The following is a 14562-nucleotide window of genomic DNA, read 5'->3' as shown; positions in this document are numbered from 1 at the left end:
GGTGAGGGGGTGCCGCCTCCTCGAGGTCCGCTCCCCGGGAGGCTAAGCCGCCGTCGGGCCGGGCCCGGATAGGAGAACGGATCCATGACGCCTTCCCCTCGGGCCGCGCGTGGTGCGTCGGACGCGGGCCCGTCCCGGACCGTGGGTGGTGCGTCGGATGCCGCCCCTGTCGGCGCAGTCGTCGGTCCCGAGCTGCTAGATGAGGCGCGTCGGCTGGCCCCCGGAGCGGTGGAGTTGCGCCGCGCCCTGCACCGGGTCCCGGAGCCGGGGCTCGAACTGCCGCGCACGCAGCGGCTGCTCCTCGACGCCCTCGACGGGCTCGGCCTGGAGGTGCGTACCGGCCGTGAGCTGTCCTCCGTCACCGCGGTCCTCGCCGGCGCGGACGCCGGGCCGACGATCCTGCTGCGGGCCGACATGGACGCGCTGCCCGTCACCGAGGAGACCGGGCTGCCGTTCGCCTCGCGGAACGACGGGCTGATGCACGCCTGCGGGCACGACGTCCACGCGGCGATGCTGGTGGGCGCGGCACGGCTGCTCACCGGGCGGCGGGACGCGCTTCCCGGGCGGGTGGTGTTCATGTTCCAGCCCGGCGAGGAGGGCCACCACGGCGCCCGGCGGATGATCGAGGAGGGGGTGCTGGAGGCGTCCGGCGCCCGGGTGGACGGCGCGTTCGCCCTGCACGTGCACCCGAACCTGCCGGCCGGGACGGTACGGCTGCGGCCCGGTCCGCAGATGGCGGCCTCCGACCGGTTCCGGGTCGTGGTCCGGGGCCGCGGCGGGCATGCCTCCGCCCCGCACACCGCCTGCGACCCGGTGCCGGTGGCCTGCGAGATCGTGCTCGCCCTGCAGACGGCGGTCACCCGGGGCGTGGCCGCCGACGACAGCGCCGTGCTGAGCGTGACCCGGCTGGCCGCGGGCACAGCCACCGGCGTCATCCCGGACACCGCGGAACTCGCGGGGACCCTGCGCACGCTGTCCGGGCCGACCCGGCGGCGGCTGCACGAGGTGATCGACCGGGTCGCCCGGGGCGTGGCCGCCGCGCACGGGGCGACGGCGGAGGCGACCGTCGAGACCGGCTACCCGGTCACCGCCAACGACGCCGCCTTCACGGACCTCGTGCTGTCCGCCGCCGCCGGCGCGCTCGGTGCCGACGCGGTGGAGGTGCTGCCGGCCCCGCTGATGACGGCGGAGGACTTCTCCTACGTGCTGCGGGCCGTCCCCGGCGCGCTGGCCTTCCTCGGCGCGTGCCCGCCGGACACGGCACCGCACGAGGCCCCGTCGCTGCACTCCTCCCGCATGACCGTCGACGAGGACGTGCTCGCCACGGGCATCGCCTGCGAGGCCGCCGTGGCCCTCGCCTTCCTGACGGGTCCCGCCTCCGTGCCGGTGCCGCCCGGCGGGTGAAGGGCCGTCACGCCGCCGGCGCGGGGAACCAGGACACCATCTCCTCGTACTCCGGCGGGACGTCGCCGGCGGGGGAGAGCCAGTCGGTCTCGCCTTGGCGCCACTCGAAGGCGCGGTGGCGGGCGCCGAGTTCCTCCACGAGTTCGGCGGCCAGCCGGGAGGCCTCGTACAGGTCCTGGTCGGTGCTCTGGGAGCTGGCGGCGACGATCAGGCCGCGCACCTCGGCCGAGTGCCCGTAGCGGAAGGCGCCGGTGCCGAGGAGGTGCGGGTCGGTGTGGACCGGGGTGCCGTTGTCGCCGCCGAGACGCCGGTGGGCGGCGGCCTTGGCCGCGGCCTTGGGCAGGAAGCGGCGCGCGTCCTCCCCGACCGTGACGGCGCCCAGCACCGCGTCGGCGGGGGCGGTGCCCGCGTCGGCCGTGGGGTCGAGGACGACGAAGCCCATCGCGGGGCGGGGGTAGGGGCCGCGGGGGGCCTTGCCCTCGGCGGCGGAGTGGTTGCGCAGGACGCTCTCGGCACGGCGGCGCCCGAGGTCCGTCAGCAGGTCGGTCAGCTCCTGGTCGGTGAGCATGTAGGTGTAGGGGTTGCGGCGCACCGCCGCCTCGACGCGGAGTGTGCCGGCCGTGCTCGTCACGCCTGATCCTCCTTGCTGGGCCTGCCTGTTGAGCGTTTCCGGGAGCACCGTAGCCGCCGGATGATCTCCCCGCTACAGGTCTGGACCAATTTCCTGATCACTGTTGACCCCGGCGCGCGGGCCCCCGTAGATTCCCGTCTCGTCTTGATCAATGGTCCAGACCAAACGTTCGACGGTGTACTGGACTTTCCGTTCGACGATCCCCCTTCTCGGGGTGCGCTGTGCTCTCAGGCTGCTGGGAGAAGGGGCGAAGGGGATGTTTGTCTTGACGACGCAGGTGCTTTCGGACCTCGCGCAGACGTTCACGGCCGACGGGTTCGCCGCCGTCGGAGCACTCGTATCACCCGGTGAACTCGCCGCCTACCGGGACATCTACGACCGTTTCCTGAGCGGCGACATCGAGGCGGGCGACAAGCGCTCGGACCTCGGTTCCCACGTGCCGCGCAAGGACGGCGTACGGGAGAACATCACGCAGATCATGTGGCCCTCGGCCCTCCACCCGCCGCTGCGGGAACTGCCCCTGCACCACAAGGCCCTCACCGTCGCCCGCGAACTCATCGGCGCCGACGCGGAACTCGACTTCGACATGATGATCCACAAAGGAGCGCACACGGCCGTGCCCACGCCCTGGCACCAGGACGCGGCCTACTGGATCGACATGCCCGACCACCGGGCCGTCTCCATCTGGGTGGCACTGGACGACACGGACGTCGACAACGGCTGCATGTGGTACGTCCGCGGCTCGCACCGAAAGCCGCTGCGCCCGCACCGGCCCACCAGCGACGGCAAGAACATCGAGTGCGACTGCTCCGAGGACGAGCCGGGTGCGACCCCGGTGCCACTGCGTGCGGGGGAAGCAGTGGCCCACTCCGGCTTCACGCTGCACTACTCGCGGGGCAACACCACCGACGGCACCCGGCGCGCGTACATCCTCAACTACCGGCCGGCAGCGATGATCCGGCACGAACGCGCACAGGGCGCGGACCACGGACTCAACGAGAACGTCCGGCAGGTCCGCAACGCGGGCTTCACCGAGGACTGACCCCCGGGCCCGCCGTCGCCTCCACCGCCGGGCCGGCCCGCCACCGGCCCGGCCCCCTCGACAGCCAGATGGGAAAGCTGTGAACGCCGTCATTCTGACCGGTGCCGTGATGACGCACCCCCGACGCCGCGCGGCGGCCGAGGCCATCGCTGCCCAGGACCCCCGCGGGCGCGTCCGCGTCGTCACCGACCCGGACCCCTCCGGTCCGCCCACCGCCCTGCGCACCGCCAATCCGTCCTGGGCCTGCGTCGGCACGGACGCCACCCACCACGTGGTCTTCCAGGACGACGTCCTGATCGCCGAGAATTTCTTCCCCCACGCCGAGCGGGTCGCCGCCGCCGCCCCCGGCGAGGCGGTCGCCTTCTACGAGGGCTGGGAAGGGAGGAACAGCGGTGTCGTACGCCTCGGGGCACTCACCGGTGCACGGTGGGCCTATGCCATCGACGAACACGTCCCCTCGCTGGCCCTCATGCTCCCCGCCGAAGCCGCCCGCGGATACGAGCGGTTCGCCGCGGAACACGGCGACGGCTGGCCCTACGACGTGGTGATCCAGCGGTACCTCAAGGCACTGGACATCCCGGTGCGGCTCGCCGTCCCCAGCACGGTCGACCACGACGACGTGCCGAGCATCGCCGGGAACGGCACCCACGGCTGGCGCCGCGCCACCTACTTCACCGACCGGGCGGAGCTCTCCCCCGGACAGGACGCCCCGTGCGCCGCGTTCACCGTGGTGCCGTTCTACCAGTACGGCGAGTCCAAGTGCGCGGTACGGCAGCCGGAGGGCTGGGAGATCCTGGACACCGACCGGTACCTGCGACGGGCCGGGCTGCTCGACCGCTGCGAGGCCGGCCTCGCCGAAGCCGACCTCCCCGCACTGCCCGGCACCGTCTGCCGGCAGGTGTGGCTCACCGCCTTCGCGACCGGCGCCGTGGTGGCCGGCCTGACCGACCGCGAGCCCGAACCCGCGGTGGCCGCCGCCGTGTTCGACGCGCTCGGCCCCGGCGGTCTGTGCGAGGAGTACACCGGCGCCGAACTCCTGCCGATGATCCCGCTCGTCCGCGACCTCGCCCTGGCCGCGTTCGCCGCCGGCCGGGCCGCCCACCGCGCCGCCGCCCCCACCCCGGCCCCCGCCCCCGTACCCCGCGTCGTCGTCACCGGCGGCGACCCGGCCTTCGCCGCCCAGCTGGCACGGCTGCTGACCGACGCGGGCCACGCCGCCGTCCACACCGAACGGCTCGACCCGGCGGCCCCCGGCGTGCCACCGGCCCCCGACGCCGTCGTCCACCTCGGCACCCCGCACGACACCCGCTACCCGCTGGCCGACCTGCTCGCCGACGCGGAGAAGCTCGGTGCCCGCCGGCTGGTCCACGCCGGTTCGGCCGCCGTCTACCGCGGCGGGCCCGCCGAGGACCGCACCGAGGACTCCGTCACCGAAGCACCGCAGGACCCCGAGGCACGGCTGTGGTGGGACGCGGAGCAGCAGTGCCGCGCCTGGGGCCGGCAGAGCGGGACGCCCGTGCAGATCGTCAGGTTCGCCGAACCGGTGGGCCCGCGCGCCCCGCTCACCGGGGTCCTCGCCGACTGGATGCTGCGCGCCTGGACCCGGCGCCCCATGTCCCTGGTCGAGGGCCGCCGGCACCAGGTCACCGACTACCGCGACATGGCCGGGGCCCTCGCCGCGCTCCTCGCCCGCCCCGCCGGCCCGGAGGTCTGCAACGTCGCCTCCGCCGGCTACGACGAGACCGCGCTCGCCGAACTGGTCACCCAGACCGCCCGCCGCACCCCCTGGGAGCAGGCACCCGCCTCCGCGCCGCACACCCCGCTCATGTCCACCCGCCTGATCAGCGCCGAGACCGGCTGGCGGCCCTCGGCCCCCCTGCCGGGCGGCGCCCGGGCCCAGGCCCAGTGGCTGGCCTGCGACACCCACGACGACCTCGCCGGACTGTGGGCCTGACGATGCCGGACAAGGCCGAGAAGGCGCAGCAGGCCGACCGGGGGCGACGGCGGGCCGCGCCCGGGCCGGGGGGCGGCACGGAGGACGGCGGGATCTTCGCGCCGCCCCACCTCGCCGCCACCCTGACGTTCACCGTGGTGATGTTCCTGACCGGGTTCGCCGCGCTCGCCGTGGTGCCCACCCTGCCGACCGCGGCCCGGGACCTGGACGGCGTGTCCCTGTTCCCGGTCGTGGCGGGCTGTTTCGTCGCCGCCAGCCTGCTCGGCGGGGTGCTGGGCGGCCACTGGGCGGACCGGGCGGGCGCCCGGCGGCCCCTGGCGCTCGGCATGGTCCTGTCGGTGCTCACCCTCCTGGTGTCCGCGTCCAGCGTCTCCGTCTGGCAGCTCGCCGCCGGCCGGTTCGTGGACGGACTGGCCGCCGGCATGGTCGCCGTCTCGGTGACCACCGCCATCGGCCAGGCCTACCCCGAACACCTGCGGCCCCGGATGCTCGCCATGATGAGCGCCGGCTGGGTCGTCCCGTCCCTGATCGGCCCGCCCCTCGCCGGCCTGGTCGTCCAGTGGTGGTCCTGGCGCGCGGTCTTCTACGGCCTCGCCGCCCTGACCGCGCTGCCCGCCGTCGCCCTCGTCGTCGTCCTGCGCAGACCGCCCGCCGACGGCGCGGAGCCCGCCGGCGAACGGGCCACCCGCCCCCCGCTGCTCATCGCCGCCCTGCTCAGTCTGGGCGCGGCCCTCGGCCAGTACGGCGTCTCCGACTGGGACCCGCGCCACCTGGTGTTCACCGCCGCCGGCATCGTCCTGCTCGCCGTGTTCGCCCCGCGGCTGCTGCCGCGCGGCACCTGGCGCAGCGCCCCGGGCCTGCCGACCGCGGTGCTGCTGCGCGGCCTGACCTCCGGGACGTACTTCACCATCGAGGCCCTGGTGCCGCTGATGCTGATCACCGAACGGCGGGTCGCCGCCGTCGTGGTCGGCGTGGCGTTCACGGCCTCCGCGGTGCTGTGGGCGGGCGCCTCCTGGGTGCAGGGAAAGGCGCTCCAGCACGTCGCCCGGCACCGCCTGGTCACCGTGGGCGCCCTCGTCATGGCCGTCTCCGCCGCCCTCGCGGCGGCCGGCTGCTCCGGCGGCCTGCCCGCGGTCACGGCCGCCGCGGCGATGCCGCTGTCCGCCGTGGGCATGGGACTGCTCGACCCCTGCGTCACCGTGCTCTCCCTGAAACACAGCGAGCCGCACCGGCAGGGCCACACCACCAGCGCCATGCAGACCAACATGAACCTCGGCCAGGTCGTCGTCCTGGCGCTCGCCTCCGCGGTCCTCAACGCCTGCCTGGCCGCCGGCACCGGCCCGCTCGGCGGCTACCGCGTGGCCTTCGCGCTGCTCGTCCTGCCGACCCTGCTGGTCGCCCTGCTCGCCGTCCGCGCCCGCGGCGACTGAGCCCCCTCACCACTTACCGTCCGCACCCTCCCGTCCGAAAGGGACCGTTGTGCGCAGTGACCTTGTCGTCACAGGCCTCGGCTACGTGGGCCTGCCCCTCGCCGTGGAAGCCACCCGCGCCGGGCTGACCGTCGTCGGCTTCGACCGCGACCCCGGGGTCGTCGCCCGGCTCAACAGCGGTGTCTCGCACGTCGACGACATCGACGACACCACCGTCGTGGGCGTCCGCGCCCAGGGCTTCACCGCGACCACCGACGAGAGCGCCGTCGCCGAGGCGGACACCGTCGTGATCTGCGTGCCCACCCCGCTGTCCGAGCACGGCGGCCCCGACCTCACCATGGTCGAGAGCGCCTGCGCGGCGATCGGCCGCCACCTGCGGCCCGGCACCCTGGTCGTCCTGGAGTCGACCACCTACCCGGGCACCACCGACGAGATCGTCCGGCCCCTCCTGGAGAAGTCCGGGCTCACCGCAGGCCGCGACTTCCACCTCGCCTTCTCGCCGGAACGCGTCGACCCCGGCAACAAGGTCTACGGCATCCGCAACACCCCCAAGGTCGTCGGCGGCCACACCCCCGCCTGCGCCACCGCCGCCGCGGCCTTCTACGGCAAGTTCGTGGACACCGTCGTCCAGGCCACCGGGACCCGCGAGGCCGAGATGGCCAAGCTCATCGAGAACACCTACCGGCACGTCAACATCGCGCTGGTCAACGAGATGGCCGTCTTCTGCAACGAGCTCGGCATCGACCTGTGGGACGCCATCTCCTGCGCCGCCACCAAGCCGTTCGGCTACCAGGCGTTCCGGCCCGGCCCCGGCGTCGGCGGCCACTGCATCCCCATCGACCCCAACTACCTCGCCCACAAGGTCCGCACCCTCGGCTACCCGTTCCGCATGGTCGAACTGGCCCAGGAGATCAACACGCGCATGCCGCGCTACGTCGTGGAACGTGCCCAGCACCTCCTGGACCGGTCCGGCCAGACCCTCACCGGCGCCCGCGTGCTGCTGCTCGGCGTCACCTACAAGGCGGACATCGCCGACCAGCGGGAGACCTCCGCCCGCGACGTCGTCAGACGCCTGCGGGCCCGCGGCGCCCTCGTCACCTACCACGACCCGTACGTGCCCGAGTGGTCCGTCGACGGTACGGCCGTCCCCTCGGCCGCCGACCTGCCGTCCGCCCTGGACGCCACCGACCTCGCCATCCTCCTCCAGCGGCACCGGATGTTCGACCTGGACGAGATCCAGCGGCACGCCCCGCTGCTCCTCGACACCCGCGGCGCCGCCCGCCCGCAGCCGCACGTCGAACGCCTCTGACCGACGGCCCCGATTTCCCCGTTCCCACACCCCAGGAGTGCTTCCATGTGCGGTATCGCCGGGTGGGTCGACTTCGCCCGCCCCGTCGACCACGCCCTCGCGCGCGCCATGACCGACACGATGGCCCGGCGCGGCCCCGACGCGGAGGGAGTCTGGACCGACGACCACGTGGCCCTCGGCCACCGCCGGCTCTCGATCATCGACCTCGAAGGCGGCTGCCAGCCCATGGCCGCCGACGAGGGCCCCGGCGCCCGCGCCGTCCTCACCTACAGCGGCGAGACCTACAACTTCCAGGAACTGCGCGGCCGGCTGACCGGCCTCGGCCACCGCTTCGCCACCCGCAGCGACACCGAGGTGGTGCTGCGCGCCTACCTGGAGTGGGGCCCGGCGTTCGTGGACCGGCTCGAAGGCATCTACGCCTTCGCGATCTGGGACCGCGACCGCGAGGAACTCCTCCTCGTCCGCGACCGCATGGGCGTCAAACCCCTCTACTACGCCGAGACGCCCTCCGGTGTCCTCTTCGGCTCCGAACCCAAGGCGATCCTCGCCCACCCCGCGTTCCGGCCCGTGCTCGACGCGGACGGCCTGCGGGACATCCTCTCCGTGGCCAAGGTCCCCGGACACGCCGTCTTCCGCGGCATGCGCGAGGTACCGGCCGGCTGCCTGGTCCGCGTCGACCGCACCGGCCTCACCGAGGAGCGCTACTGGCGGCTCCGGGTCGCCGAGCACACCGACTCCCTGGACGACACCGTCCGCACGGTCCGCGACCTGCTCGCCTCCGTCGTGGAACAGCAGATGGTCTCCGACGTCCCCCTGTGCACCCTGCTCTCCGGCGGCCTCGACTCCAGCTCGCTGACCGCGCTCGCCGCGCACACCGCCCGCACCAAGGGCCACGGCCGCATCCGCTCCTGCTCGGTCAGCGACCCCGACCTCGACGGCACCGCCGGCCCCGACGCCAACGAGGACCACGTCTACGCCCGTCTGCTCGCCGAACACGTCGGCTCCGAGCACAGCGAACTCCCGCTCAAGGCCCCCGACCTGCTCGACCCGGCCCTGCGCGCGTCCGTGCTGCGCGCCTACGACCTGCCCATCGCCAAGGGCGACGAACACGCCTCGCTGCACCTGTTGTTCGGCATCGTCCGGCAGCACTCCACCGTCGCCCTGTCCGGCGAGTGCGGCGACGAGGTGTTCGGCGGCTACCGCTGGCAGCGCGACCCCGACGCGGTCTTCTCCACCACCTTCCCCTGGGTCCACGAGGGCCGCCACAACTACCAGGGCAACGAGGTCGTCTTCACCCCCGACCTGCTCGCCAAGCTGGACCTCGGCAGTTACGAACGGGACTGCCACAGCGCCGCCGTCGCCGAGATCGACGCCCGCCGGCACCTGGACGACCCCGCCGAGGCCCGCTACCGCGAGGTCACCTACCTCGCCCTCACCCGCCACGCCCAGGTCCTCTTCGACCGCAAGGACCGCATGAGCATGGCCTGCGGCCTGGAGGTCCGCGTCCCGTTCGCCGACCACCGGCTGGTCGAGTACACCTTCAACATCCCCTGGGCGATGAAGAGTTTCGACGGCCGGGAGAAGAGCCTGCTGCGCGCCGCCATGAAGGACCTGCTGCCCACGGCGGTCGCCCAGCGCGTCAAGACGCCGTACCCGTCCATCCGGGCCGAGGCCTACAACCGCACCCTGCGCGAGCGCCTCGCCGACCTCGTCTGCACCGGCACCGGCCCGCTCGACCCCTTCTTCTCGCCCGACCTGAAGACACGGGTACGACGGGACGGGGCCGCGGCGCTGGAGGAGGGCATGAGCCGGGCCGCGCTGGAGACGACCCTCCAGCTGGACGAGTGGCTGCGCGCGTACGACGTGGACGTCGTGCTCTGAGCCGTACCGGCCGCCGGACCCGGACCGTACCCGCCTGGGCATGGACGGGTCAGGTCCGGCGGCCATACTGGTCCGCATGGAACGCATCGGGGGATACCTCGTCGAGCGCCGGCTCGGCGAGGGCGGCATGGGCACGGTCTATCTCGCACGGACGCGCGGCGGGCGGGCCGTCGCGCTGAAGGTGGCCAAGGCCGAACTGGCCGCCGACCCGGTGTTCCGCGAGCGGTTCCGCAGCGAGGTGGAGGCGGCCCGCGCGGTCGGCGGCTTCCACACGGCGCCGGTGGTGGACGCCGACGTCGACGGCGACCCGCTCTGGCTGGCCACCGCCTACATCCCCGGCCCCACCCTCGCCGAGCGGCTCGCCGCCGAGGGTGCCATGGACGAGCCCCGGCTGCGGTCCCTGGGCGCCGCCCTCGCCGAGGCGCTGGAGTCCATCCACTCCTGCGGCCTGGTGCACCGGGACCTCAAGCCCGGCAACATCATCATGGCCGCCGACGGGCCGCGCGTCCTGGACTTCGGCATCGCCCGGGCCGTGGAGTCCACCCGCCTCACCGCCACCGGCACCGCCTTCGGCACCCCCGGCTTCCTCGCCCCCGAGCAGGCCCTCGGCCACGATGTGACCGGCGCCGCCGACGTGTTCGCCCTCGGCGCCGTGCTGGTCGCGGCGGCGGGCGGCGCCGCCTGGGGCGAGGGCACGCCGATGGGGCTGATGTACCGCTCGGTGCACGAGCCGCCGGACCTGTCCGCCGTACCGGCCGCGCTGGCGGACCTGGTCTCGGCGTGCCTGGCGAAGGATCCCGCGGACCGGCCCACGCCCACCGCGCTGCTGGACCGGCTGACGGACCCGGCACCGGCGTACCCGCCGACCGTCCTCGCCCCGCCGCAGACGACCCCGCCGCAGACGACGCCTTCGCAGGTACCCCCTCCGCAGTCGCATCCTTCGCCGGCGATGACGCCCCCGCGGCCGCTGACGCCCCCACAGGCAGTCGGGCCGGCCCAGGCGTTCACCCCGCAGGCCTTCACCCCGCCCGCGTACCCCGCCACACCTCCGCACCTGCCCGCGCAGCCCGCCACACCCACGCACCTGCCCGCGCAACCCCTCACCCCGCCGCCGCCCGGGTTCGGGCCGCCGCCCGTGCCGTACGGCGGCGGCTACGGCAACCCCGAGGCCGTGCTCGCCGACGCGCAGTCCGGCGTGATGGTGGGCGCCGCCGGGGTGCTCCTCGAAGTCGCGGGCGCCGCCGCCGACTTCCCCTGGGACGAGATCGCCCACGTCGAACGCCACTGGCGCGGCCACCGCCTCACCGTCACCGTGCGGCTGTGGGACGGCGGGGTGTACTCCTGTGAGCTGAACGCCCGCCGCAGGGCCCGGCTGACCGCCTGGCTGACCCAGCTCGACCCGGTCCTCGCCCGGTACCTGACCCGCTAGGAGCGCACGGCCAACCGCCGTGACGACCGCACGACTTGGCCCGTACAGGCTTGAACCGGCCGGGTCCTGGGCACGGACCTCCTACCGGCGTCGAGCCGGGCGGTGTCGGCAGGAGGAGGGCGTCATGGACCGTCGGATCCGGGTGCGTGTCAGCCGGCGGCCGGCCGCGCCGCGCGGGCAGGAGATCGACCGCAGGACTCCCTCGGGGCGCATCCTGCCGTACTGACCCGGTGGGCCGCCGCGGCCGGCGCCGTGCGCAGCGGCTCCGGCGGGGCCGGCCCGTCCGGCGCCGCGCTCGCCGTGACCGCCGAACCCACCGGCCACAGCTCGGTGTTGCACAGCTGGGACGCCTCCCGCGGGATCTCCCACGCCTGTTCCGGGGTACAGCCGTGCGCCGCCACCAGGATGCCGCGGGCCCGGTCGATCACCGGTCGCGAGTCCACGCGTGCCGCAGCTGCTCCACCTCCCGGCCCGGCACGTCCACTTGCCCGGCGCGCTCCTGCGCCCCCGTGGACGCGCCCCGGTCGGACACGTCCGCGGGCCGGGCGGCGCCCGGCGTGTCCTCGGGGTCCGGTCCCACGAGCTCCGGTACCCGGCGCGGCTGTCCCCGCCGGCCGGTGACCCGTACCGGTACGCCGTGCCGGCGGCCCTGCGCGCTCGGCGTGTTCAGCACGGACGTCTCCGCCGTGTCTAGGAAGAACACGGCGGAGACGAGGCCCGGCGGGCGCCCGGCCGCGGACCGGTTCGCCGTGCGCGGTCAGCAGGGCCCGGCCGCCCTCCGTGCGGCCCTCGACGGCAAGGGGTACGGGCCGTCCGGGGTGCGAGGCGCCTGCCGCCGAGGTCGGGTTTCCGTTCCGCTCCGCCGTCCGTCGTTCACCCCCCGTCCGCCCCCGGTGCCGTGACCCACACCCGCATCGGGGCGAGCGAGGCGCATACTGGACGCTCAAGAACCTGTGCGCTGGGAGACGACGTGAGCGGACCCGAGCCGGCGTGGCCCCCGCCGACCGTCGCCGTGCCACAGCCCGCGGTGCCGCGGCTCGATGTGCAGCCGCTGGCCGGGCGGACCGGATTTCGGGCGGCGGGCGAGGTCAGCCTGCCCACGCGCAGCATCTGGGAGCGCGCGCTGGACCGGGCCGTTCGCGAGGGCGAGGACGTGTATTACTTGGAGCTTTCCGCGCTGACCTTCGTCGACGTCGCCGGTGTCGGCGCCCTGGCGGACGCCGCCCGCAGCCTCGGCGGCCGGCGCCGTCTGGTGCTGGACCGGCCGCCGGACACCGTGCCACGCATACTGGACCTGCTGTGGCCCGGCCTGCCCGGGATCGAGGTGGCCCCGTGAGGACCGCGACGGCCGACCCCATGGAGCCCGCCGAGCCGTTCGTGCACCCGGCGCTGTTCTACGGCGACACGCACGAGTACCTGTCCGGCACCGTGCCCTTCGTCCGGGCGGCGCTGGCGGCGGGCGACCCCGTCGCGGTCGCCGTCCCCGCCGAGAACCTGGGGCTGATCCGGGACGAGCTGGGCGCCGACGGCGCCGCCGTGCGCTGGCTGGACATGCGGGAGGCCGGCCGCAACCCCGGCCGGATCATCCCCGGGGTGCTGCGCGCCTTCGCCGACGCCCAGCCGCCCGGCCGGCGGGTCCACATCATCGGCGAGCCGGTCTGGGCGGGCCGCAGCCCGGCCGAGTACCCGGCCTGCGCCCAGCACGAGGCGCTGATCAACGCCGCGTTCCGGGGTCGCGAGGTCACCATCCTGTGCCCCTACGACACCGCCCGCCTCGACGAGCGCGCGCTCGCCGACGCGCACGCCACCCACCCGGTCGTCGTCCCGGCCGGCTCCGGCGCGCGGCACCCCAGCGCGGCCTACGACCCCGACGGCGTGATCGCCCGCTACAACGAGCCGCTGCCGCCCGCCCCCGGCGCCGCCCCGGACGTGTTCCAGGTCGCCTTCGACGAGGACTCCCTGTCCACGGTCCGGCACCTGGCCACCGACCACGGCGCCCGCCTCGGCCTGGCCGGCCTGGCCCTGGAGAACCTGGCCCTGATCACCGCCGAGCTGACCACGAACAGCGTGGTCCACGGCGGTGGCACGGGCGTGCTCACGGTGTGGCCCGAGGACGGGTACGTGCTGTGCGAGGTCCGCGACAAGGGGTGCCTCACCGACCCCCTGGCCGGCCGCCGCCCCGCGAGCCGCGACCAGCGCGGCGGACGCGGGCTGCTGATGGTCAACCTCCTCGCCGACCTGGTGCGGACCCACACCGGTGCGCAGGGCACGACCATCCGGTGCCACCTGCGCCGCTGAGATGCCCGCGCGCGGGACTGCTCAGGCCGCGAGCGGATCCAGCATCAGCGGCTCGATCCGGCCCTCCAGCATCGCGCCCAGGCCCTGGGCCGCGCACACGTCGGGCCGCTCGGCGATGTGCACCGGCATCCGGGTGGCCTGCCGCAGCATCTGGTCGAAGCCGGGCAGCAGCGCCGAGCCGCCGACCATCGTGATCCCGCGGTCGGCGAGGTCGGCCACCAGATCGGGCGGGCAGCCCCGCAGCACCTTGCCGATGCCGTCCAGGACGGCCGTGAGCAGGGTCTGGATCGCGTCGCGCACGGCCGCGGTGTCCACCCGCACACTGCGCGCCAGCCCCGTCACCACGTCCCGGCCCTGGATCTCTGCGGACACCGGGCCGTGCGGGGACAGCCCGTTGCCGGACAGCGCCAGCTGCAGCGGCCGTACCGCCTGGCTGGGCAGCATCAGCGCGTGCTCGTGCCGCAGGTGCTGCACGATCGCGGCGTCCACGGCCTCCCCGCCCACCGGGATCCGCTCGGCGGCGACGATGGAACCCAGCGAGAGCACCGCGACCTGGGTCGCCGCCGCCCCGCACACCATGATCATGCTGGCCTCGGGCCGTTCCACCGGCAGCCCGCACCCCACGGCGGCGGCGATCAGCGTGTCCACCAGCTCCACCCGGCGCGCCCCCAGCCCGACCAGCGTCTCGATCGTCGCCCGCTGGGCCAGTGGATCCGCGTCGTGCGGGGCACAGGCCGCCGCCCGCAGCCGGGGCTTGCGGCGCAGCGCCCGGCGCATCTTGTCGCCGAGCAGGTGCCGCAGCATCCGCTGGGCCATCTCGATGTCCACCACCGTGCCGCCGGAGATGGGCCGTACGACCCTGATGTAGTCCGGGGTGCGTCCCGTCATCCGCTCCGCGAACTCGCCCACGGCGATCAGCCCGCCGGTGCGCATGTTCACGGCGGCGACCGAGGGCTGATCCACGACCAGCCCGGCGCCCTTCACATACACCCGGGTGCGGGCCGCGCCCAGGTCGACGGCGAAGTGGCAGCGGCGCAACTGCTCCAGGCTGACGGTCACGGTGGATCCTCCCGAGTGCGGTGGCCTTGGGGCCCCGCCCGATTCGGCGGGCTCACTGGCATCCTGCGCGGGCCGGGAGACGGACGCCCGCTGTGCGCGCCCGGGCGGGGCGCCGCTGAACGGGC

At 74.7% G+C, this 14562-nt stretch carries 13 protein-coding genes; 9 read left to right on the top strand and 4 right to left on the bottom strand.

Features of this window, described 5'->3' with window-relative positions:
* The first annotated feature begins 84 nt into the window (after positions 1-84).
* A complete protein-coding gene (locus ACZ7N4_RS02800; RefSeq protein ID WP_471353019.1) occupies positions 85-1404 on the top strand; it encodes a M20 metallopeptidase family protein in 1320 nt (439 codons plus the stop codon).
* A 7-nt stretch (positions 1405-1411) separates the two neighbouring features.
* On the opposite strand, the gene ACZ7N4_RS02795 is transcribed toward ACZ7N4_RS02800, so the two are convergent.
* A complete protein-coding gene (locus ACZ7N4_RS02795; RefSeq protein WP_471353017.1) occupies positions 1412-2035 on the bottom strand; it encodes a hypothetical protein in 624 nt (207 codons plus the stop codon).
* A 256-nt stretch (positions 2036-2291) separates the two neighbouring features.
* Here ACZ7N4_RS02795 and ACZ7N4_RS02790 point away from each other — a divergent pair, with 256 nt between their 5' ends.
* From ACZ7N4_RS02790 to ACZ7N4_RS02765, 6 genes are all read left to right on the top strand, one after another.
* Complete coding sequence (locus tag ACZ7N4_RS02790; RefSeq protein ID WP_471353015.1) at positions 2292-3077, top strand: phytanoyl-CoA dioxygenase family protein; 786 nt, start codon at positions 2292-2294, stop codon at positions 3075-3077.
* 79 nt (positions 3078-3156) lie between these two features.
* Positions 3157-5031, top strand: coding sequence for an NAD-dependent epimerase/dehydratase family protein (locus tag ACZ7N4_RS02785; protein ID WP_471353012.1), 1875 nt, complete (start codon positions 3157-3159; stop codon positions 5029-5031).
* A gap of 2 nt (positions 5032-5033) precedes the next feature.
* A complete protein-coding gene (locus ACZ7N4_RS02780) occupies positions 5034-6461 on the top strand; it encodes an MFS transporter (protein ID WP_471353011.1) in 1428 nt (475 codons plus the stop codon).
* A 49-nt stretch (positions 6462-6510) separates the two neighbouring features.
* Entirely contained in the window at positions 6511-7770 is a 1260-nt protein-coding gene (locus ACZ7N4_RS02775) for a nucleotide sugar dehydrogenase (protein ID WP_471353009.1), read from the top strand.
* Positions 7771-7815: 45 nt separating this feature from the next.
* Complete coding sequence (gene asnB / locus ACZ7N4_RS02770; protein ID WP_471353007.1) at positions 7816-9651, top strand: asparagine synthase (glutamine-hydrolyzing); 1836 nt, start codon at positions 7816-7818, stop codon at positions 9649-9651.
* A gap of 76 nt (positions 9652-9727) precedes the next feature.
* On the top strand, positions 9728-11080 hold the full coding sequence (locus ACZ7N4_RS02765; protein WP_471353005.1) for a serine/threonine-protein kinase: 1353 nt from the start codon (positions 9728-9730) through the stop codon (positions 11078-11080).
* A 149-nt stretch (positions 11081-11229) separates the two neighbouring features.
* Here ACZ7N4_RS02765 and ACZ7N4_RS02760 read toward each other — a convergent pair whose 3' ends face one another.
* Positions 11230-11523, bottom strand: coding sequence for an ANTAR domain-containing protein (locus ACZ7N4_RS02760; RefSeq protein WP_471353003.1), 294 nt, complete (start codon positions 11521-11523; stop codon positions 11230-11232).
* Positions 11505-11753 carry a hypothetical protein gene (locus ACZ7N4_RS02755; protein WP_471353001.1) on the bottom strand — a complete coding sequence of 83 codons (249 nt, stop codon included), beginning with the start codon at positions 11751-11753 and terminating at the stop codon, positions 11505-11507. The genes ACZ7N4_RS02760 and ACZ7N4_RS02755 overlap by 19 nt, the downstream gene beginning before the upstream one ends.
* A gap of 297 nt (positions 11754-12050) precedes the next feature.
* Between ACZ7N4_RS02755 and ACZ7N4_RS02750 the strand changes: the two genes are divergently transcribed.
* Positions 12051-12416, top strand: coding sequence for an STAS domain-containing protein (locus ACZ7N4_RS02750; protein WP_471352999.1), 366 nt, complete (start codon positions 12051-12053; stop codon positions 12414-12416).
* A 20-nt stretch (positions 12417-12436) separates the two neighbouring features.
* Positions 12437-13378: an anti-sigma factor RsbA family regulatory protein gene (locus ACZ7N4_RS02745; RefSeq protein ID WP_471353157.1), complete on the top strand. Its 942-nt coding sequence runs from the start codon at positions 12437-12439 to the stop codon at positions 13376-13378.
* 21 nt (positions 13379-13399) lie between these two features.
* Here ACZ7N4_RS02745 and ACZ7N4_RS02740 read toward each other — a convergent pair whose 3' ends face one another.
* A complete protein-coding gene (locus ACZ7N4_RS02740; protein WP_471352997.1) occupies positions 13400-14437 on the bottom strand; it encodes a rod shape-determining protein in 1038 nt (345 codons plus the stop codon).
* Positions 14438-14562 lie beyond the last annotated feature (125 nt).

The organism is Streptomyces sp. NPDC107654 (assembly GCF_055639035.1).
Note: the sequence above shows the minus strand (reverse complement) of the source record. Positions and strands in the feature narration are given on the sequence as shown.

Coding starts and splice junctions, on each gene's coding strand:
- ACZ7N4_RS02765 (WP_471353005.1), top strand. CDS start 9,728: ATGGAACGCATCGGGGGATACCTCGTCGAGCGCCGGCTCGGCGAGGGC.
- ACZ7N4_RS02800 (WP_471353019.1), top strand. CDS start 85: ATGACGCCTTCCCCTCGGGCCGCGCGTGGTGCGTCGGACGCGGGCCCG.
- asnB (WP_471353007.1), top strand. CDS start 7,816: ATGTGCGGTATCGCCGGGTGGGTCGACTTCGCCCGCCCCGTCGACCAC.
- ACZ7N4_RS02790 (WP_471353015.1), top strand. CDS start 2,292: ATGTTTGTCTTGACGACGCAGGTGCTTTCGGACCTCGCGCAGACGTTC.
- ACZ7N4_RS02780 (WP_471353011.1), top strand. CDS start 5,034: ATGCCGGACAAGGCCGAGAAGGCGCAGCAGGCCGACCGGGGGCGACGG.
- ACZ7N4_RS02745 (WP_471353157.1), top strand. CDS start 12,437: ATGGAGCCCGCCGAGCCGTTCGTGCACCCGGCGCTGTTCTACGGCGAC.